The organism is Desulfitobacterium sp. (assembly GCF_034927245.1).
GTDB lineage: Bacteria > Bacillota > Desulfitobacteriia > Desulfitobacteriales > Desulfitobacteriaceae > Desulfitobacterium_A.
In genome coordinates this window covers 49,248-69,545 of sequence record NZ_JAYFQK010000025.1, presented here as the reverse complement: position 1 = coordinate 69,545, position 20,298 = coordinate 49,248, and the positions used below count along the sequence as shown (strand labels likewise).

Sequence of the window (20,298 nt, the reverse complement as noted above, 5' to 3'; positions counted from 1 at the left end):
ATGGGGTATGCGTTATACTGCGCGCACCCTATTGCTCAAAGAAATTTCCAGTTATAACTTGGCTAAATTAAAACTCCACGTTCCATTTAAAAAGGACTCGTGGAGCTAGGAACAAATCATATTATACGAGGAGGAGAAGTATGCAAATCAATAAAGTAGCCGTTATCGGTTCAGGGGTAATGGGTAGTACAATTGCAGCACATTTAGCCAATGCCGGAATCCCTAGTTTGCTCTTAGATATTGTTCCCAATGCCTTGCTCCCGGAGGAGGAGGCTGCCGGACTTACCCTTGAAAGCCGTAAGGTGCGAAATCGTATCGCAGTCTCAAATAAGGCAAAACTTATAAAAATGAATCCGGCCCCGCTGTTTGTTCCCGAATTTGCAGACCGCATTGAGGTTGGAAACTTGTCGGATGACCTTGATCGTTTAAAGGAAGTGGATTGGGTCATTGAAGTCGTCGTGGAGCGTCTTGATATTAAAGTAGACTTGTTTACCAAAGTTGCGGCGCATATTCGTCCGGGAACAATCGTCAGTTCAAATACCTCAGGAATCTCCTTAAAATCTATGTCCGAAGGGCTTTCTCCGGAATTTACGCGCTTTTTCTTAGGAACACACTTCTTCAATCCGCCGCGCTACATGAAGCTTTTAGAAATTATTCCCGGTCCTAATACCGATCCCGAAGTTATGAATTTTATGGCTGATTTTGGGGAGCGGGTCTTGGGCAAAGGTGTGGTTTTTGGAAAAGACACGCCTAACTTTATTGCCAACCGCATTGGTGTTTACGGTCTGACCGTGACCCTTCAGGAAATGATGCACTTTGATCTTACCATTGACGAAGTTGATGCTTTAACCGGACCCATCATGGGACGTCCGAAATCAGCGTCCTTCAGAACAGTGGATATGGTCGGATTAGATACTTTCGTCCATGTGGCAGCAAACGTTGGCGAAGGTGTACCTGAGGAAAAAGAACTTTTCGTTCTTCCTGATTTTGTCCAGTCCATGCTTAAAAACGGGTGGCTTGGAGACAAAGCAAAGCAAGGTTTTTATAAGAAAGTAAAAACGGCCGAAGGAAAAGCAATCGAGGTTTTGGATCCGAAGACACTGACATACAATCCAAAGAAGAATGTAAAGTTCTCCTCCTTAGATAAGGCAAAAAATGCGGGTTCCCTTGCCAATAAGATCAAAACCTTAGTCAGCGGCAAGGATGTGGGTGCACAGTTTGCTTGGAGTGTCCTGAAAGCAGTATTGCTCTATGCTGCTAAGGTTGCCCCACAGGTCGCTGATGATATTACAGCTGTCGATGCAGGCATGCGCCTGGGCTTTAACTGGGAAATGGGACCGTTTGAAACTTGGGATGCCCTAGGAGTAAAGGCAACTGCCGAGCGCATTGTTGCCGAAGGGGATACGCTTCCTCCGATCGTCGAAAAACTGCTTGCTGAGGGTAAAACCTCTTTTTATGAGAAAAGTTCAGACGGCAATGTTGCATTCTACGCTGACGGAGAGTACCGTGCCCAAAGGGTGAGCCCATACTCCTTCTCATTAAAACAAGCCCGCGAACAGGGCAAGAAAATACTCGGAAATGCCGGAGCAAGCTTGGTCGATCTCGGCGATGGAGTCGCTTGTCTGGAATTCCATTCCCCGAATAATTCCATTGGCGCAGATATTATGAATATGATTCATAAATCGCTGGCCGAGGTGGAAAAGAATTACCTGGGTCTTGTGATCGGCAGCCAAGGAAAGAATTTCGCGGTCGGTGCGAACTTGATGCTCATTTTGATGGCAGCCGAAGATGAGGATTGGGATGAGCTCGATATGATGGTCCGCGAATTCCAAAGAGGAACAATGGCTTTAAAATATGCGAAAAAACCCGTTGTTGCAGCACCCTTTGGCATGACCTTAGGCGGCGGAGCTGAGGTTTGTCTCCACTCCCATGCAATCCAAGCTTCGGCAGAGACCTATATGGGACTTGTCGAACTTGGAGTCGGGCTGCTTCCGGGCGGCGGCGGAACGAAAGAAATGGCCGTTCGGGCGATGGAAGGAATTCTGCCGGGGGTTCAGGCGGCACCGGATTATTTCTATGCGAAACGTTTTGAAACCGTGGCGATGGCCCAGGTCTCAACGAGTGCGGAAATGGCAAGAAATCTCGGCTTCCTTCGTGATCATGACCGCTACAGTATGAATGCGGATCATATTCTTCTCGATGCCAAAGCACGCGTGATCGACCTAGCCCGTAATTTCCGTCCGCTTCTTCCGTTAAAGACCAAAACAGCCGGCTCAGGAGTACGTGCTACCATGGAGCTTGCCCTTTACGGGATGAAGGAAGGACGCTATATCTCGGCTTATGACGAGTATCTTGCGAAAAAGTTAGCATACGTAATGACCGGCGGTGATAAACCGGCCGGAAGTATCGTAGACGAGCAATACTTACTTGATCTGGAACGCGAAGGTTTCTTAAGCCTGGCGGGTGAGATGAAAACCCAAGATAGAATCAGATATATGCTGGCGAAGAATAAACCCTTGCGGAATTAGGAGGTGAAGAGGAATGAGAGAGGCATTAGTTGTTGAAAGCAAACGAACAGCGATAGGAAAAGCTGTTAAAGGATCACTTGCACAGGTGCGCCCCGATGATCTTGGTGCCTATGTTATTCAGGATATTATAAAACGTGTTCCTCAATTAAATCCTGCGGAGATTGATGATTGTATCATCGGCTGCTCCTTCCCGGAAGGAGAGCAAGGCATGAATATGGGCCGGGTTATGGCCTTAAGAGCGGGGTTACCAATCGATGTTCCCGGGATGACGATCAACCGGTTTTGTTCTTCAGGCTTACAGGCCATTTCCTTAGGTGCAGATCGGATTCGCCTCGGGGAAGCAGATGTCATGCTTTGCGGCGGGGCCGAGAGCATGTCGATGGTCCCGTTAGGCGGAATGAAACCCGCGCCGAATCCCCATATGATGGAATACGCGCCGGAAGTCTACCTTTCGATGGGACTTACCGCAGAAAATGTTGCAAAAAAATACGAAATAACTCGGGAGCAGCAGGATGAATTCGCTGCCGCCAGTCATCAAAAGGCATATGCGGCCCAAACCAGCGGCCGTTTTGAGGAGGAAATCATCCCCGTTCCATTGGCAAATGGTCAATTGTTTTCGAAAGACGAGGGAATTCGCCCTGAAACTACCTTAGCAACATTGGCCAAGCTTAAACCGGCTTTCCAAAACGGCGGCTCGGTCACGGCAGGTAACTCGTCCCAAACGAGTGACGGTGCAGCTGCAACCCTGCTCATGTCAGAACAAAAGGTCAATGAACTCAACATCAAGCCACTGGCCGTATGGCGCGGGTTAGCGGTAGCAGGCGTTGAACCCGAACTGATGGGGATCGGACCCATCAAAGCAATACCTAAAGTTTTAAAACAAGTCGGCCTGACACTCGATCAAATTGGTCTTTTCGAGCTCAATGAAGCCTTTGCGGCACAAGGTTTGGCGATCATCAAAACCCTGGGAATCGACCCGGCCAAAGTCAATCCTAACGGAGGAGCCATTGCCTTTGGTCATCCCCTCGGATGTACCGGAGCAAAACTCACCGCAACACTGCTTCATGAAATGAAACGACGTAGTGTCAAATACGGCATGGTGACCATGTGCATCGGCGGCGGCATGGGGGCGGCCGGAGTATACGAACTACTATAATCAAAAGAATTGGGGAGGAGTTAACCATGGAATTAGCATCTAAAGGCGGCGGCTTTCTGCTCACAGAAGTAACGCCGGATCAAGTTTTTGTTCCCGAGGAATTAAACGAGGATCATCTCCAGTTAAAGAGAATGGCCCATAACTTTGTCGAAAATGAAATCGCCCCCAAGATTGAGCAGCTTGAAGAGAAACAAGCCGGGTTGATGCGCGGACTGCTCCAACAAGCCGGAGAATTAGGTCTCCTCGGCTTAGAAGTTCCCGAAGAGTTTGGCGGCTCAGGCATGGATAAATTCTCGACCGTCGTGGTCGGGGAAGAAGTTCCCAGGGGTGCCTCCTTTGCAGTCTCCTATGCAGCGCATACCGGAATAGGAAGCTTACCCATTGTTTATTTCGGAACACCCGAACAAAAGGCAAAATATCTCCCCGGTCTGGCTTCAGGGGAAAAGATTGCAGCATATTGTTTGACAGAGCCGGGTTCAGGTTCGGATGCCTTAGGGGCAAAAGCTACGGCGGTCTTAAATGCCGAAGGAACACACTATATATTAAATGGAACTAAACAGTTTATTACGAATGCAGGCTTTGCCGATGTTTTTCTGGTCTATGCCAAAGTCGAGGGTAAACTGACGAACTTCATCGTGGAGCGTGATTATCCCGGCGTTACGATCGGACCGGAAGAAAACAAAATGGGAATTAAAGGATCATCAACCTGCCAAGTGATTCTGGAAGACGCCAAAGTCCCGGTGGAAAATGTAGTAGGGGAAATCGGAAGAGGACATGTCGTCGCGTTTAATATCCTTAATGTCGGACGCTTTAAGCTCGCAGCGGCGGCGATTGGCAGTGCCCAGCTTGCTTTGGAAGTCTCGGTGAAATACGCCGGCGAGCGTAAGCAATTTGGGACTCCGCTGACCGGTTTCGGTGCGATCCAAACGAAACTTGCCGAGGTTGCGGCACAGTCCTATCTTGCGGAAAGCGTCGTCTATCGGACGGCAGGCCTGATGGAGGAAGGTTTCCATGGCCTGGATTTAACCGGAGACTGCCGTAAAGAGGCCGGTAAAGCGCTTGAAGAATTTGCAATTGAGTGTTCATTAAATAAAGTAATTGCCTCAGAAGTGCTCGACCTTGCCGTTGATGAAGGCGTTCAAATTCATGGCGGGTATGGCTTTATTCACGAGTATCCCATTGAAAGAATGTACAGGGATTCCCGGATTAATCGCTTATTTGAAGGAACCAATGAAATCAACCGCCTGATTGTTCCCGGAACCCTTTTAAAACGTGCTTTAACCGGTGAACTGCCCCTCTTGGCAGCCGCCAAAGCCGTGAGCAAAGAACTTCTCTCCGGTGGTTTAAGTTCTGAGGGTGAAGGTCTTGAAGGACTTCTGCATATGACACAAAAAGCAAAGAAAGCATTCCTTTTGGCTGCGGGAGTGGCCGCTCAAAACTTGGGCAATGACCTTAAAGATAACCAATATGTTCTCTTAGGTCTTGCCGAGATGGTTCTTCAAATCTATGCCATGGAGAGCGGAGTTCTTCGGGCGCTTAAGGTTCAAGAACTTGATGTTTCCGAGGAGCATAAACAGTTTGTTGAAAAAGCAGCAACACTGGGCGCTTTTGAGGCAATGAACGTTATAGAGCAACAGGCCAAAGAAGTTTTGTGTGCGGCTGAAAAAGGGGATTCACTGAGCACTATCCTTGCAGGCTTGCGCAAACTCGTTCGCCGGCCCAATACGGATATGATTGAACTGCGCCAAGAGCTTGCTAAAGCCGTGATCGCGAAAGAAAAATATCCTATCCGTTAATGGTGAAGGAAAGAGAAAAAAAGAGGAAGAGTAAATTAGAAATATAAGAGAAGGAAAAAGAAAACAAGAGAGAATCAGAGTAAATAAGAGTAAATCAGAGTAAATCAGAGGAGACAAGAAAATAGATAAGATAAGAGAAAAATAGAGAATAGAAAACGGTAAAGGGGTAGAGGATGGTTTTTGATTGAAGAGTGAGGGGGAAGAAGAGATGTCAACCTGGACTGAGGAATATCGAAAAAAGGTCGTATCTCCGGACCAAGCGGTGGGCGTCGTGAGAAGCGGGGACTGGATTATTTATGCCTATGCTGCAAACACCCTGCCCGTACTCGATGCGGCTTTAGCCCGCCGAACACCGGAACTTCAGGATATCCAACTCCTAGCGGGAGTTTCCATGCGTCCCCATGCCGTAATTAAGGCAGATCCTCTGGGTGAACATTTTACTTGGGACTGTGTACACTTCAGCGCGATTGATCGGAAATATTATGAAATGGGTCGTGCCTTTTATATTCCGCTTCGTTATTCAGAAGTCTCGCGTTATATTTTAGAAAATATCCACCGGGTCGATATCCTGATGGTTCAAGTGAGCCCAATGGATAAGCATGGTAACTTTAACCTTGGCCCGACCATTTCTCATTACCGGGCCTCGGCCGATAAAGCAAAGACAATTATCGTCGAGGTCAACGAAGATATGCCAATAGCACATGGTGGTTATGGCAATACCCTGCATATCTCCGAAGTTGACTTTATCGTAGAGGGAGGGCATACAGGGATGCCCCAGATTCCTTCTCTTGAACCAACTGAAGTCGATCAGAAAATTGCTCAATATGTTATGAAGGAATTGCGGGATGGGGATTGCATTCAACTGGGAATCGGAGCAATGCCCAATGCCTTAGGGAATATGATCGCAAAATCAGATTTAACAGATTTAGGGGTTCATACGGAAATGCTGGTGGATAGTTATGTTGAAATGTTTGAAGCCGGACGGATTACAGGGCGGAAGAAACAAATTGATCGCGGGCGGATGGTTTATACTTTTGCGGGGGGAACCCAAAAATTATATGATTTTATTGACAATAACCCCCAAGTCGCGGGTTATCCGGTCGAATATACCAATGATCGTACGATTGCCAGCATGAACGATAACCTTGTCTCGATCAATAATGCGCTGGAAATCGATCTTTCCGGCCAGGTATGTTCAGAAACCGTGGGTCCGAAGATGATCAGCGGTGCAGGGGGTCAGCTTGACTTTGTTGATGCAGCCTATAATTCTAAAGGCGGTCGGAGTTTTATCTGCATGGAATCAACCTTTACAGATCACGACGGAAAGAAATATTCACGAATTAATCCTCTTCTGACAGTAGGCGCAGTTGTTACAGATACTCGTCCGATGGTTCAATATGTAGTCACCGAGTATGGAATAGTCAACCTCAAAGGGCAAACGACCTGGCAGCGTGCCGAAAGGCTTATCAATATTGCCCACCCGGATTTTCGTGAGGAGATGATTCAAGAAGCCCAAAAGCTCAAGATCTGGCGCAATAGCAATAAGCGCTAGCTTGAGCATTAAGAAAGACGGCCATATTGGTAATGGTCGTCTTTCAACTTCAATTACGGATTACAAACCGGAACACTTGTCACACGTTACCGAAAAGACTTCACCGTTTTCACCGGAAAAGAATATGATTTTCCGGCAATGATCGCATATAACTCGGTAAGGATAAGCAACAGTCTTAGGGCTTTTTAAGGAAAATGACGAGGAAAATGACGGGGAAGAAGAAATTGGATTATGCTTTGAATTATTGTTCATGAAATAAGCCTCCTTATGTCTACCTGATAAACAGTAATATACAATAAACACTAAAAAATGACAAATTATTACCCCATGTAATATATAGAAAATGTGTTGGAGGGAGAATTAGATGACAGAGATGAGAGAGATTGCCCCTGATATTTATCTGCTGAGAGTTCCATTGACATTAAGCGAAAAGTCCATCAATGTCTATATTTTTCGAGGAGAAACCCCAACCTTGCTGGACACGGGAACAAACACCCCTGATGCTTTGCAGACCATTCAAACTGCACTTCAGAAGCTAGGGATTAAGCATCTGGAACAAGTGATTGCAACGCACTGGCATGTTGATCACGCGGGCGCTGCCCATCAACTCGCCGAACAAGGAACCCGAATTTTTATCGGCTCAAAGGATTTTTTAGAATGGAAAACCTTTGCGACGGGTGAAAGCTTTGAGCTTTTCCGCAAATGGGCGAGGGAAGAATGGGGAGTCTATGATGAATCCGCTATTGAAGGGATGGTGGGGACCTATGAAAAGCTTCGCCGGATGACCGCCTGGCCTGATCACGTAGAACAGATCGAACCGCTGCAAACCATCCGTGCCGGCAATTATGTGCTAAAAGCGATACCCACTCCCGGGCACACGAAAGGACATCTTTCTTATTTTGAAGAGAAAAAGGGAATCCTTTTTTCCGGAGATACGCTTCTGCCCGACCAGCTGCCCTATCCGGGGATTTGGGAGGAGAACGGGAAGGTCACAAGCGGCCTGCCAAGCCAGCTAGAGAGTCTGGAAACCTTAGAAAAGCTAAATGCCCGTCAGTATTTTCCTGCCCATGGCGATCCTCAACTCAATCCTAATCAGCGCTGTCAGGAAATGCGGGAGCAAATCTTGAAACAATTGACCAAGTATGATCCCAACATTACTGTCTACGAAGGAGCACTTCGTCTGAGACAGGGAAAAGCAAGCCCGGGCGTGTTTTTTATACAGCTTCATTATGTCTATGGTTGGAAGCATATTTATCCGATGACTAACCGCACCCGCTTTAAAACGGGCAGAAAACGCATAAAGGCATAAAGGCATTAAGCATTAAAGCGTAAAGTATAAGGGTATCGGAAAATATTGTCTCACGCAAGGCATCTGCTATTTGTTGGCAGGTGTCTTCCGCTTTTTATCCGATGACTAACCGTGCGCCCATAATTATGGACTACTGCACGACCATAGGTTTTGCGACATGTGTATTTTTAACTAAAATATGGTATAGTATCGTCTATAAAAGCAACAAAGAGGTCAAAAGAGGTCAAATGATGGCTAAACATGGACAATCCCACAGTACATATCGAAAAGCAAACTTCGCACTGGGAGTAACGGCGTTGGGACTTGCAGCAGCCTTTCCGTTTCAAACACAGTTTTGGGGCGGGCTGATCACCAGCGGCTGCAGCGCGGGTTTAATCGGAGGACTGGCCGATTGGTTTGCAGTTACCGCACTTTTTCGCAAACCGCTGAACATTCGTCCGGGGCGGATCATTCGAACGGAGATCATTCCCCGTAATCGTGAACGCATTTTTCAGGAATTAACCCATATGGTCCAAGATGAGCTCCTTTCCCAGGAAGCATTAATCCAAAAACTGACTGTCTTGGATTTTGCGGCGATTTTTAAATATATAGCCGATGAGGAAGGACTTGCCAAGCTTGAACCAAGCCTTCAAGCTTTAGCTTCATGTCTTTTAGAAAGTGTGAATCGGTTTGACAGAAAGCCCTTTTTGAGCAATCAAAGCCACGCAATCACACAGATTCTTCGCGAAGTCTTTCAGCATTCATTGGCCAAGGGAACCGTGCAAAATATCCTGGAGATCTTAATTTATGAGCTTAATCTTTGGGTTCAAAGTCCGGAAATGCGTCGAACCTTAACCCAATGGATTGATGATGCGCTGGCTGATTATGTCAGTCAAAATTCCTCGCGGAAAATCGTACAAATGTTTTTACCCGAATCTTCAACCCTGGCCGTGACGATTCAAATGCAGGTCTCTAACGAATTGGCGGGGGGACAAGCTGTTCAATCGGCTCAAGAATGGCTGGAAAAATTTATAGGAGGACCTCGTTTTGATCGGTTAATTGAGCGTAACCTGCCCGAAATTCTGGAAAAAGGCGAAAGATCAATCTTAGATAATCTTCAAACACGGTTAAATCAGCCTGAGGACGCTCATAAGTGGATAGCCTTTATTCTTCAGCCTATTGAAAACTACCGGCTTGAACTCGAACAAAATTTAGAAAAACAGGTTTCTTTTAATCATAAGGTGCAAGCTTTCCTAACTCCGGTTGTTGCCCAAGTGCATGAGCGGATCGGACGCTTTGTCAGGGACGGCCTTGAAAAGTATTCCAATGAAATGTTGGTTGATCTGATTGAAGATAAGGCCGGAGATGATCTGCAAATGATCCGCATCAATGGTTCAGTCGTCGGGGGGCTGGCAGGAGTGCTGTTTTATTTGGTGAACTTCCTGTTCTGAAAAATGGCTGATCAATAGATGAATAACGTAGAGAAGAATGGAACTGTTGTGTTGTAAGAAATGGTCGTGTTGAAAGAAACTGTCTACTATAGGAAGGATCGATACAGGATGAATTACCGCCGAAGGGCAAATATAGTTTTGAGCATAGTTTTCGTCTTATTTATCCTTGTATCCGGAGCCAAATACTATTGGCCGGATAATTTTGTGCTGCGTCTCAGCCGGTTTGTGCTTGAAGCGTCCTTGGTCGGCGGAATTGCCGATTGGTTTGCGGTTACGGCGCTCTTTCGAAAGCCATTAGGCTGGCCTTATCATACCGCTTTAATTCCGCGGAATCGGACAAAAATGATTGGGGCGATCCGGGTCATGGTTGAGGAGGAATTGATCAGCGAAGTGATGATCCGCCAAAAGATTGAGGGCCTGCCGTTCACGCGCAAGATTTTAAAAACGCTTGAGAAACAGGGAGGAGCAGATTTTCTGGCCGAAAAGCTGGCGGGTTTCCTTGCCGGACTAAAGACTCAGATCAATGGGGCAAAGGCTGCCGAAAATTTAAGTGCACTGCTCCGCGCTAAAGCACGGGAGTTCGGTCTCGCTCGAAAGATCTTAGCCTATTCCCAACAACAGCTTTATCGCCGGGAATTTAATGGCTGGCTGGATGAACGAATTGAGGATTTACTGATTTACGCTTCGGGAACAAGAGTATATGCCCAGATCTTAATCTACCTGGAAAAAATAATGGATAAGCAGATGGCGAGCGGAGGATTTTTGCAAAGGACGTTTTTAGGAATTTTCCAGGCCGCGGATGGGGTAAATCTGGAAGATGCCGCTAAAGCCTTGCAGACCCATCTGATCTTGACAGTGCGATCCTTGAAATCCCCTGACAATGAGCTACGGCTTCGCTTCATATATCAGCTGGAGCAGAGACTTCAAGGTTGGGAAAAGGACACGCTAACCGAAGCACACATTGAGGAATGGATTGAACAGATGCTCGCGGAATTGCCGATCGATTTGTATTTCGAAAAAGGGATAGAAACAGTATTGAGCACTTGGCAAAACGGAAAATCCTTAAACAGAGAAAGTTTGGTTTCTTCTGTTTTGCCCTTGGCGGAACGCTTTTGGGAGAGAGTTCAAACAGATCAAAATTTGCAGGATACGCTTGATGCCTTTTTCCGTGACACTCTCCTGAAAGTTGCACAGCAGGAACATTCTTTGATCGGGGAAATTGTTCAGGAGACCTTGGAAAATCTATCTAATGATGAATTAAACCGGTTTATTGAGGATAAGGCCGGCAATGATCTTCAGTGGATTCGGATCAACGGCTCAATCGTCGGGGGAATCCTTGGGTTTTTCTTGTTTTTCCTTCTGAATTATGCTTATCAGCCGCTGTTGATGGTCTTAAAACATTAGGTAAAATATGCAATAGAAAAATTATTATGGGTAAGCTAGAATTAAACGTGTAATGACAGCATAAAGGAAACTTCAGGTGATGCTATGGGAGGATTTCGAATGATAGCAAAGGAAGAAAAGCGTATCGAAATACTCGATGCCGCCATCAAAGTGTTTTCGGAAGCAGGAGTCGAAGGGGCTACAATCGAAGGTATTGCGAAGAAAGCCGGAATTGGCAAAGGGACAGTTTATGATTATTTTGATAGTAAAAATACTTTATTCCTTGAAATGATTCGTTATAGCGGGAAGCGTTTCAGTGAAGGTATAGTTCCTGTGATCGAGCAGGGAAACACGATGTTAGAAAAGATTCGGCTTATCTCACAGTTTTACGCAAGTTTTTTGAAAGAACATCTTGATATGTTTCGTTCGATCATGACAGGACAGACGCTCTCCGAGGATATGCGTTCGCGCATGCTTAAAGAAATGTGGACAACAGCTACAGCAGTCGAAGATATGATTCGTGATGGAATTCGGACGAATGAGCTTAGAGGTAATATCGATCCCGAGATCGCGGCGGCGACGATTATGGGTGGCATTCAAAATTATGCAATGAAAAAGATGTTTATTGACGGATTTAGCCCCGAAGACGTTGACCATGAAGCTGTTGCTCAAGTGATTTTGCTCGGATTAGCGGATAAAGACAGATAAAGGGAACTTACTAATGGTGGAGTTTTGACCCCATCCGGATAAATCACATATGCTAAAAGAAATAGCCGAAAACTCCTCAAGAGTCTCAGGCTATTTTTGTGATATAATTTCTATATTCTTCAAGTTCTCACTAAAACACATAACTGAGGAGATTATCAATAATTGTGAGGTAAATCCTATGGATATTAAGCCGATAAAAAACAAACGGACAACGGAAATTATCTTAGAACAAGTCAAAAATCTAATTATCGATGGCCAGTTGGTCCCCGGTGATCGATTTTTAACCGAAAGTGAACTTACAGAACGTTTTCAAGTTTCTCGAACTTCGGTCCGCGAAGCTTTAGCCGCTCTAAGCTTAACGGGGATTCTTGAGATTCGGCAAGGCGAAGGAATTTTCGTGAAATCAGCTTCTCCAAATTCTGTGATCGAACCCCTGAGCTTTATTTTGCTGTTGGAAAAAGATCAGCTGCAGAATATTCTTGAAGTACGAAAGGCCCTGGAAGTTGAAGCCGCAGGCCTGGCTGCCGAGCGCCGTGACGGAGAGGATTTGGACAATCTTAAAGCCATTGTTGAAAAGATGAAAACGGATTTGCCGGAAGCCAAAGACAGTGAACAACTCGATCTTGATTTTCACCTCGCTTTGGCACGTGCCAGTAAAAATCCGCTTCTTAACCGGCTGATGAATACAGTTCAAGAAACGATGGGTCAGACCCTTCAGGTTACTCGGGCCCTTTGGCTGGCTGCAACTGCAGGCACAACGCTTCGGCTTTTTGAGGAGCATCGGGATATTTATTATGCAATCCAATCTCAGGATTCGGAAAAAGCCCGTAACCTCATGTATCAGCATCTTCGTAAAGTTGAGCTTGAGCTCGAGAAGTATCGGGAAGACTCAAAAGAAAAATAGAAATTTAAACTCAGGGACTATGAAATAATGAAGCTCCCTGAGTTTTTATTTTAAGCTTTTATTTTAAACTCCCAATTTAGCCTTTAGTTAAAAAAGTTCTTTTTTTCTCAATGTCCAAAGTTTATTGAATATTTAATGTTAATAATATACTATAACAATAGAACTTATCATAATATGGTCAGACCAAAACTTTCTTTGTATTTAAGGAGGGTATTGAATATGTTAAAACCGGAAGCCTTACAGGAAATTATCAAAGTCCTAGGTCAAGATAATGTTCTTACCGAAAAGGTTGACTTAATGACTTATGCCTATGATGCTACAGCGGCTTTAAAACGGGTTCTTCCCGAAGTTGTTATCACACCGTCCACGACCGAACAGGTTGCTGAGATTGTGAAGATTGCCAATAAGTATTCCGTTCCAATCTATCCCCGCGGATCAGGCACCAATTTAAGCGGGGGAACGGTTCCGGTCGAAAGTGGAATTGTAATGTCCATGCTGAATATGAACCAAATTCTTGAAGTGGATGCTGAAAACTTAACAGCTTGGGTACAACCCGGAGTTATTATTCAAGACCTCAATGATGCGGCAATGGAACATGGGCTTTTTTATCCTCCCGATCCGGGAACCGTAACCACAGCAACGATGGGAGGCTCGGTTTCAGAGTCTTCAGGCGGATTGCGCGGCTTAAAATACGGTGTAACCAAGCAATATGTTATGGGCATGAAACTCGTTCGCGGCAATGGCGACATCATTAAATGGGGCGGCAAAACAGTTAAAAATGTTTCCGGCTATGATCTGACCGCTCTCTTTACCGGAGCGGAAGGAACGCTCGGAATTATTACGGAAATCCTTGTTAAACTTTCCCCTACGCCCGAAGCGAAAAAGAGTATTCTCGGGGTCTTCGATGATATAGACAAAGCCGGAAGCGCAATTTCGGCGATTATTCGTAATAAAGTTATCCCTGCCACACTGGAAATCATGGATAACATGACGATCAGAACCGTTGAAAACTATGCCCATGCCGGTCTGCCGGTTGATGCACAGGCCATCCTTCTGTGCGAAGTGGATGGATATAAAGAAGCGGTAGAACGTGAAGCAACTTTGGTTGAAAAAATTCTGGCCGAAGAAGGCGCAACCGAAGTGAAGCTGGCAAAAGATGATAAAGAGCGGGACCAAATCTGGTTGGCTCGCCGTAATGCTTTACCGGCACTGGCCCAGCTCAAACCGACCACCGTTCTTGAAGATGCGACTGTTCCTCGGAGCAAGATTCCGGCAATGATTAAGGCCATTCGTCAAATTGCCGAGAAATATGATCTGACGATAGGTACGTTCGGTCACGCCGGTGACGGTAATCTTCACCCGACGATCCTTACCGATGCACGCAATAGCGAAGAAATGGAGCGCGTCGAAAAAGCGGTTGCGGAGATCTTTGATGTCGCTATTTCCCTGGGAGGAACGCTCTCCGGAGAGCATGGAATCGGAATGGCGAAAGCGAAATTCCTGCCGCTGGAATTCGGTGAAGCCGGTGTCAACCTTTTAAGAGATATTAAGAAAGCCTTAGACCCTAACTTTATTTTAAACCCCGGTAAAATGGTGAGGAGGGACTAAAGTGAGCATTTACAGTTCTCTCGACTCCATCTATGATGAGATTTATAAATGTATGAAATGCGGAAACTGCCAAGAGGTCTGCCCGATCTATAAAGAAACGCGCAAGGAAGTCGGCGCAGCTCGCGGCAAAATTACCTTAGTCGAAACGCTTTTTACAGGTGAAATGGACCTCAGCAAGGGTATGGACGAGCGGCTCTCGCTCTGCACAACCTGCGGGGCTTGCACCCAACATTGCTCCTGCGGTGTACGTTTTGATAAAATTATTCTTGCTGCCCGTGCCGAAGCCGTTCGTAAACAAGGACTTCATCCGGGCAAAAAAATCGCCTTTAAAGCCCTCAAAGCGAATCGCCTCTTTGATACCGGCCTGAAATTTGGGAGTAAGGTTCAAGGAATAGCAATGAAACGGATTCATGGCAGCGATAAAGGGGCTCGCCTCCGTTATGATTTCGGTTTAGGTCTAGGGAACAAAGTTATCCCGAATATTGCGAAGAAACCGCTCAAGGATGAATTACCCGATGTGATCAAGGTTGAGAATCCTAAAATGCGTGTCGGTTATTTCATTGGCTGTGTAACGAATTATTTTTACACGGATATGGGTCGGGCCGTCGTTGATGTTCTCACGGAAAATGGCTGTGAGGTTGTAATTCCGAAGGAACAAGGCTGCTGCGGAACTCCCGCTTCGGTTAACGGAGATGTGGAATCAGCTAAAGTCATGGCTAAACGCAATCTCTTAGCCTTTGAGAAAACGGATGTTGATGCGATCATTACCAACTGTTCTTCCGGCGGGGAGTCCTGGAAACATGTATATTCCGAACTCTTTGATGATGACCCGAAGATGAAGGCCCTGGCAGAAAAATGGGCGGCAAAGACCTATGATATTTCCGAGTTCTTAATTCATATCGTTCCGTTCAAAAGAGAAGGATTAGGACGCCTTGAGCGCAAAGTCACCTATCATGATCCCTGTCACTTAAATCGCGGCCAAGGGATTACGACAGAACCGCGTGAGATCCTAAAAGCGATTCCCGGCATTGAATTGATTGAAATGAAAAAACCGGATCGCTGCTGCGGTATGGCCGGTTCGTTCATGCTGGTGCATCCGGATCTTTCGGCTAAAATCTCCGATCGCAAGATTGAGGATATCGCTCAGACACACACGGATACCGTCGCAACCGGCTGCCCGGCATGCCGCCTGCAGCTGACAAGCGGAGTTGAGAATGCCGGACTTCAAGAAGATGTTGTTCATACGATTCAACTTCTTGATCAATCTTATAAAGCGGGTAAAAGGAGAAGCTCTGAAGCCGCACGTTAGATTCCTTCTGGCGCTCCGGGACTGGTTCACTTCTATGCGCGGAACTACGCTTTCGGGTCTTTTGCAATAATCCATAATTATGCTCACCACGAAAAAGGGGCTGTTTTCCGACAGCCCCTGGTTTTTTATCTTCTTACCCGACGCGGTGATGCATCGTACAGATATAGCGCGAAGGATCTTCAGCGAGGTCAATAATCAGCTCTTTCTCAACAGGATTTCCGAAAGGATCGAAAAGAACCTGAATTTTAGGCTGGGTAAGGTTGGGATAAGTAAAACGAAGAACGATCCCGGCCTCACCGCTGTTCAAGGTTACAAAAGAATCCGGAGGATAAAGCTGAATCATGCAGAAAAGAGCTTTGAGGACCTCGGGTGAAAAATCGGTGCCGCAGCCTTTAAAGAGAATTTCCAGAGCATGATAGGGAGGAAGGGGAGCATGATAGGGACGGTCTGTTATTAAAGCATCAAAGACATCCGCGACCGCCATGATTTGCGCGGAAGTTGAAATATCAAGACCTGCTAAACCCTGAGGATAGCCGCTTCCATTCCAGCGTTCGTGATGTTGGAGTATAGCGGTGAGTACGCTTTCAGGCAAGAGAAGATCTGCCGATCGTGCTACCCCTTTGGCAGGATGGGTTCGGATGATTTCGAATTCTTCCGAGCTGAGAGCACCTGGTTTATTGAGGATTTCTTCGGGAATATCCAATTTGCCGATATCATGAATTAGGGCACTAAGCGTAAGCCGTCGAAGTTTTTCTCCTTTATAGTTCATGGATTTTCCGATAATATAAGAAAGAAGAGCGACATTGACGGAATGTTTATAGGTCACTTTATCCGAGGTTTGTAATTGCTCAAAGTCCAAAGAAAACGCGGGATGAAGGGATAGATGGTCTACTAATTGATCGATAAAACGGACGGCCTCACTTAATAGCTCTTGTTTTATCAGTGCTGTTTCAAAATAAACCCGCTGGAGCCAGGGTGCTGTTCGAGGAAAGTGAATAAGTAATGAAGCGTGCAGTTCCCCTGAGACGGAGCTGGGAAAATCACACTCACAATGCAAAGAATAGATGGTTTGACGATTTAAAAACGAAGCGAGTGATGAGGTAACTTTCTGACCCTTGCCTAAAAGAAGGGTACCTCGATGATCAAAAAAATCTTGAGAAGCAAATTCCTCCACTTTAAATCGGTGATAAATCGGTTTAAGTATATATTGCATGGTTGATGCACCCCTCTGCTCAAGGATTATAATAGCTTTCGCTAAAAAAACCGAAAACCCTTTTTTGGATTGTGAGGAAAAATAAGGATAACATAGATATTGAAGATATTCTTTCTTTTTTTACATGAAAATCATTTGACCTTAACTGACCTTTGTACTAAAATAGGATTATCGGGAAAGGATATTAGGAAAATGTAAAACGTATAATGAAATGAGAATAGGATTAAGGGGGATTCTTAATGGGTTATCTAGTACCAATGGTTGTTGAACAAACGAATCGTGGAGAGCGGTCATATGATATTTATTCCAGACTGCTGAAGGACAGAATCATATTTTTGGGAGGACCGATTGACGACGATGTAGCCAACCTCGTTGTCGCTCAGCTTTTATTCCTTGAAGCCGAGGATCCGGAGAAAGATATCTTCCTTTATCTTAATAGCCCCGGCGGATCAATCAGTGCCGGCATGGCCATCTATGATACGATGCAATATATTCGTCCGGATGTACATACAATCTGTATCGGCTTGGCGGCCAGCATGGGCGCTTTTCTCCTCGCGGCCGGAGCAAAGGGAAAACGAACGGCACTGCCAAATTCCGAAATTCTGATTCACCAACCGCTTATCGGCGGCGGCGGAATCTCCGGACAAGCGACAGAGGTTGAGATTCATGCCAAACATTTGCTCTTTGTGAGAGAGAGAATGAATCGGATTTTAGCCGAAAGAACCGGACAAACTATTGAAAAGGTTGCAGCGGATACAGACCGCGATCATTATATGACCGCGGAAGAGGCCAAGGACTACGGTCTTGTCGATGAAGTTCTTGAGAAGATTGTTCCCGCAGATAAGAAAGACTGATCCCTAAACTTCTTCATCCAATCGTAAGACTGCCACTTCTATTAGTGGGAGTGGGTCCCTCGTACTCTGCTTCGGTGGGGGTAGGGTCCCCACCGAAGTCTCTATGTCCAGCCTTAGCCAAACGAGTTCACTAGAAGGGCACAAAAATGCCCTCCTCGTGTAGATCACACATCTACCAGGGGAGGGCACTTTGTTTAATTATCTGAGATGGTCATGAATAATCTCAAAGCCGAGCCCCGTCAAAAACCATTCAGGGACCATTCTTAAGGTGATCCAACCATTGATGTTAAGGGGATCATGATAGGACCAGGGACAGAAACCCAGGATAAGTGTAAGAAGCCAGCCGCTTAGATATTCGATTCCCCAGATAAGGAACAGGTAAATGAAGCCCCGGAGCCACCACGGTTGGGGTCTGATGATATTGTGAATAGGTTCAAGGAAAATAGCCATCCCGTAGATCGGAAGCATGACCAAAAAGGTGAAACCATGCATGCTTAAATCTCCTTTAAGCAAGGAGGAAAGCCCGGTATAAATAACCTCGAGTGTTAGCCCAAGAAAGCCGTAGATGAGAAAACGCACCCAACGATAACGCGATAGAGAAAGAAGATTAACAGACATAGTATTTCTCCAGATATAGAATTTATTGGGAATAGTATGGTATAATTGGGTTCGCGAACCGTTTAAAGTTTGTAATAAAAATGCTGCTTTTATAATATCCATTCCTAATGAAAACATACGCTGAGTAAGGAGAGACAAAAATGAGGAGAATTCGGAAAGCCGTTATTCCGGCCGCCGGTTTAGGAACGCGATTTTTACCGGCAACAAAGGCCCAACCCAAAGAAATGCTGCCGATTGTAGACAAACCCACGATTCAGTTCATCGTTGAAGAAGCCGTTAATTCCGGAATTGAGGATATTGTCATTGTGACGGGCCGAAATAAACGGGCCATCGAAGATCATTTTGACCGATCTGTCGAATTGGAAACCTTTCTGAAAAATGGGGGGAAAATGGAACTCCTCGACATGGTACAAGATATTGCAAGACTCGTGGATATTTATTATGTCCGGCAGAAAGAAGCTTTAGGTCTCGGGCATGCTATCTATTGCGCTCGAAAATTTATCGGGGATGAGCCGTTTGCTGTCCTCCTCGGGGATGATGTCATTCATTCAGATGTTCCTTGCCTGCGCCAGATGATGAACCATTATGAACGTTATGGGGCAAGCATTGTCGGGGTTCAGGAAGTCCCGCTTGAGGAAACTTCAAAATATGGAATTGTAGATGGTACGGAAATTTCCAGCCGACTCTATAGTGCCTCTGACCTTGTTGAAAAGCCTCTTCCGGAAGAGGCACCCGCTTCCCGGTTGGCGATTATGGGGCGATATATTTTAAATCCTGAAATCTTTGATATTTTAGAGAAGGTTGAACCGGGCAAGGGAGGAGAAATCCAGCTCACGGACGGACTTCGCGAACTATTAAAGACTCAGGAAATCCTCGCTTATAATTTCGAAGGGCGCCGCTATGATGTCGGCGATAAGCTGGGGTTTGTCCAAGCGACGGTTGAGTTTGCGCTTCGCCGCGAGGATATTTCCGAGGATTTGATGGCTTATCTTAAGAAGTTAGTCGCTAAATTTTAGTATTGGGCATTCTGGCAGGTCGAAGGGGATCCTTTGGCCTGCTTTTTAAGTTTGTGTAAGTTTGTGAATGAAAGGGTCTGGGGGTGAGTTGCGAGTACAGCTGCTCCGGTCACGGCGCTCGCAGAGCAAACTAACGGCTCAAACTGCCGGATGAGAGTAGGCGGGGTTCGGCGCCGGAATCGCCATCCTTGGCTCAGTCGGCGCCCGGGCACGTCCCTGTGCCCGCCCCGCTGATGCAAGAGCAGTTTTCGCCGAGTTTGCTAACTGCTCGCTTAAAACCTCCACATCTGTACTCGCAACTCGCCTGGTTGCTTCATGGGTCCCTTGCAAGCTATTCTTGTATGACCAGGGAGGCAGCGTGGTACATTCTGTACCACCGGCTGCAAATGCATGCAAAAGAAGCGGGAAAGCCTGGACGTGGATTTTGATTTACGGGAGAGAACGACTTAAGCAAGCAGCTACTGAAGCTTAGGCAGCGGCGACTGCTTATAAGCAAAGGGCTGCGCACAGGACGTGCGTAGCCGCCGACAGAGTCAGGAGACGATTTCGGCGGTGTCCCTTGACCCGGAAAAAAGGAGCCGATGCCTTAGCTTCAGTCTCCGAAGCGCCTGGAGTGAACGGTGTAAACAAAATCCACACCCCGGAGACATACCCGAATGATCCCCAAAGACTTGCCCCAAAAGAACCCAAATAAACGCTTATCGAAAGCAAAACACAATGAAGGAGAAAAGTGAGCAAACCTTTCTCCTTCATTTTTTCAAGGATGCTGTTTGATTTTCGCGAAGATCAGCAATCTTAAGGCACCCCGTGGCAATTTGGACAGGCTTAAGGCAGAAAATGGTGCGAACGATTCAGCAAAACCGACACGTTTTAACCCCATAAATTGGTAATATAGGAAGGAAATATAGAACCAA

At 46.1% G+C, this 20,298-nt stretch carries 16 protein-coding genes; 13 read left to right on the top strand and 3 right to left on the bottom strand.

From position 1 onward, the window contains the following. Nucleotides 1-140: 140 nt before the first annotated feature. The 11 genes from VB077_RS07640 to VB077_RS07590 all read left to right on the top strand — a co-directional run bounded on the left by VB077_RS07640 (nucleotide 141) and on the right by VB077_RS07590 (nucleotide 15,683). Nucleotides 141-2,528: a 3-hydroxyacyl-CoA dehydrogenase/enoyl-CoA hydratase family protein gene (locus VB077_RS07640; RefSeq protein ID WP_323414630.1), complete on the top strand. Its 2,388-nt coding sequence runs from the start codon at nucleotides 141-143 to the stop codon at nucleotides 2,526-2,528. Between the two features lie 13 nt (nucleotides 2,529-2,541). Beyond that, nucleotides 2,542-3,684: an acetyl-CoA C-acyltransferase gene (locus tag VB077_RS07635; protein WP_323414629.1), complete on the top strand. Its 1,143-nt coding sequence runs from the start codon at nucleotides 2,542-2,544 to the stop codon at nucleotides 3,682-3,684. A gap of 26 nt (nucleotides 3,685-3,710) precedes the next feature. Then, the gene (locus tag VB077_RS07630; protein ID WP_323414628.1) at nucleotides 3,711-5,480 is read left to right on the top strand and encodes an acyl-CoA dehydrogenase family protein; all 1,770 of its coding nucleotides are present in this window, start codon (nucleotides 3,711-3,713) and stop codon (nucleotides 5,478-5,480) included. Between the two features lie 208 nt (nucleotides 5,481-5,688). Next, a complete protein-coding gene (locus tag VB077_RS07625; RefSeq protein ID WP_323414627.1) occupies nucleotides 5,689-7,032 on the top strand; it encodes an acetyl-CoA hydrolase/transferase family protein in 1,344 nt (447 codons plus the stop codon). A gap of 364 nt (nucleotides 7,033-7,396) precedes the next feature. Beyond that, entirely contained in the window at nucleotides 7,397-8,341 is a 945-nt protein-coding gene (locus tag VB077_RS07620; protein WP_323414626.1) for an MBL fold metallo-hydrolase, read from the top strand. Between the two features lie 230 nt (nucleotides 8,342-8,571). After that, nucleotides 8,572-9,771, top strand: coding sequence for a DUF445 domain-containing protein (locus VB077_RS07615; protein ID WP_323414625.1), 1,200 nt, complete (start codon nucleotides 8,572-8,574; stop codon nucleotides 9,769-9,771). Between the two features lie 108 nt (nucleotides 9,772-9,879). Beyond that, nucleotides 9,880-11,175 carry a DUF445 domain-containing protein gene (locus tag VB077_RS07610; RefSeq protein WP_323414624.1) on the top strand — a complete coding sequence of 432 codons (1,296 nt, stop codon included), beginning with the start codon at nucleotides 9,880-9,882 and terminating at the stop codon, nucleotides 11,173-11,175. A gap of 99 nt (nucleotides 11,176-11,274) precedes the next feature. After that, entirely contained in the window at nucleotides 11,275-11,862 is a 588-nt protein-coding gene (locus VB077_RS07605) for a TetR/AcrR family transcriptional regulator (protein WP_323414623.1), read from the top strand. Nucleotides 11,863-12,040: 178 nt separating this feature from the next. Beyond that, complete coding sequence (locus VB077_RS07600; protein ID WP_323414622.1) at nucleotides 12,041-12,766, top strand: FadR/GntR family transcriptional regulator; 726 nt, start codon at nucleotides 12,041-12,043, stop codon at nucleotides 12,764-12,766. Between the two features lie 219 nt (nucleotides 12,767-12,985). Beyond that, the gene (locus tag VB077_RS07595) at nucleotides 12,986-14,374 is read left to right on the top strand and encodes an FAD-binding oxidoreductase (protein WP_323414621.1); all 1,389 of its coding nucleotides are present in this window, start codon (nucleotides 12,986-12,988) and stop codon (nucleotides 14,372-14,374) included. Nucleotide 14,375: 1 nt separating this feature from the next. Next, a complete protein-coding gene (locus VB077_RS07590) occupies nucleotides 14,376-15,683 on the top strand; it encodes a (Fe-S)-binding protein (RefSeq protein WP_323414620.1) in 1,308 nt (435 codons plus the stop codon). Between the two features lie 133 nt (nucleotides 15,684-15,816). On the opposite strand, the gene VB077_RS07585 is transcribed toward VB077_RS07590, so the two are convergent. Further along, complete coding sequence (locus tag VB077_RS07585) at nucleotides 15,817-16,896, bottom strand: HD-GYP domain-containing protein (RefSeq protein ID WP_323414619.1); 1,080 nt, start codon at nucleotides 16,894-16,896, stop codon at nucleotides 15,817-15,819. 239 nt (nucleotides 16,897-17,135) lie between these two features. Between VB077_RS07585 and clpP the strand changes: the two genes are divergently transcribed. After that, the gene (gene clpP, locus VB077_RS07580; RefSeq protein ID WP_323414618.1) at nucleotides 17,136-17,750 is read left to right on the top strand and encodes an ATP-dependent Clp endopeptidase proteolytic subunit ClpP; all 615 of its coding nucleotides are present in this window, start codon (nucleotides 17,136-17,138) and stop codon (nucleotides 17,748-17,750) included. Nucleotides 17,751-17,948: 198 nt separating this feature from the next. Here clpP and VB077_RS07575 read toward each other — a convergent pair whose 3' ends face one another. After that, complete coding sequence (locus tag VB077_RS07575) at nucleotides 17,949-18,368, bottom strand: putative ABC transporter permease (RefSeq protein ID WP_323414617.1); 420 nt, start codon at nucleotides 18,366-18,368, stop codon at nucleotides 17,949-17,951. 140 nt (nucleotides 18,369-18,508) lie between these two features. Between VB077_RS07575 and galU the strand changes: the two genes are divergently transcribed. Next, nucleotides 18,509-19,384 carry a UTP--glucose-1-phosphate uridylyltransferase GalU gene (gene galU, locus VB077_RS07570; RefSeq protein ID WP_323414616.1) on the top strand — a complete coding sequence of 292 codons (876 nt, stop codon included), beginning with the start codon at nucleotides 18,509-18,511 and terminating at the stop codon, nucleotides 19,382-19,384. A gap of 138 nt (nucleotides 19,385-19,522) precedes the next feature. Here galU and VB077_RS07565 read toward each other — a convergent pair whose 3' ends face one another. Beyond that, nucleotides 19,523-19,780: a hypothetical protein gene (locus tag VB077_RS07565; RefSeq protein WP_323414615.1), complete on the bottom strand. Its 258-nt coding sequence runs from the start codon at nucleotides 19,778-19,780 to the stop codon at nucleotides 19,523-19,525. Between the last annotated feature and the right edge of the window lie 518 nt (nucleotides 19,781-20,298).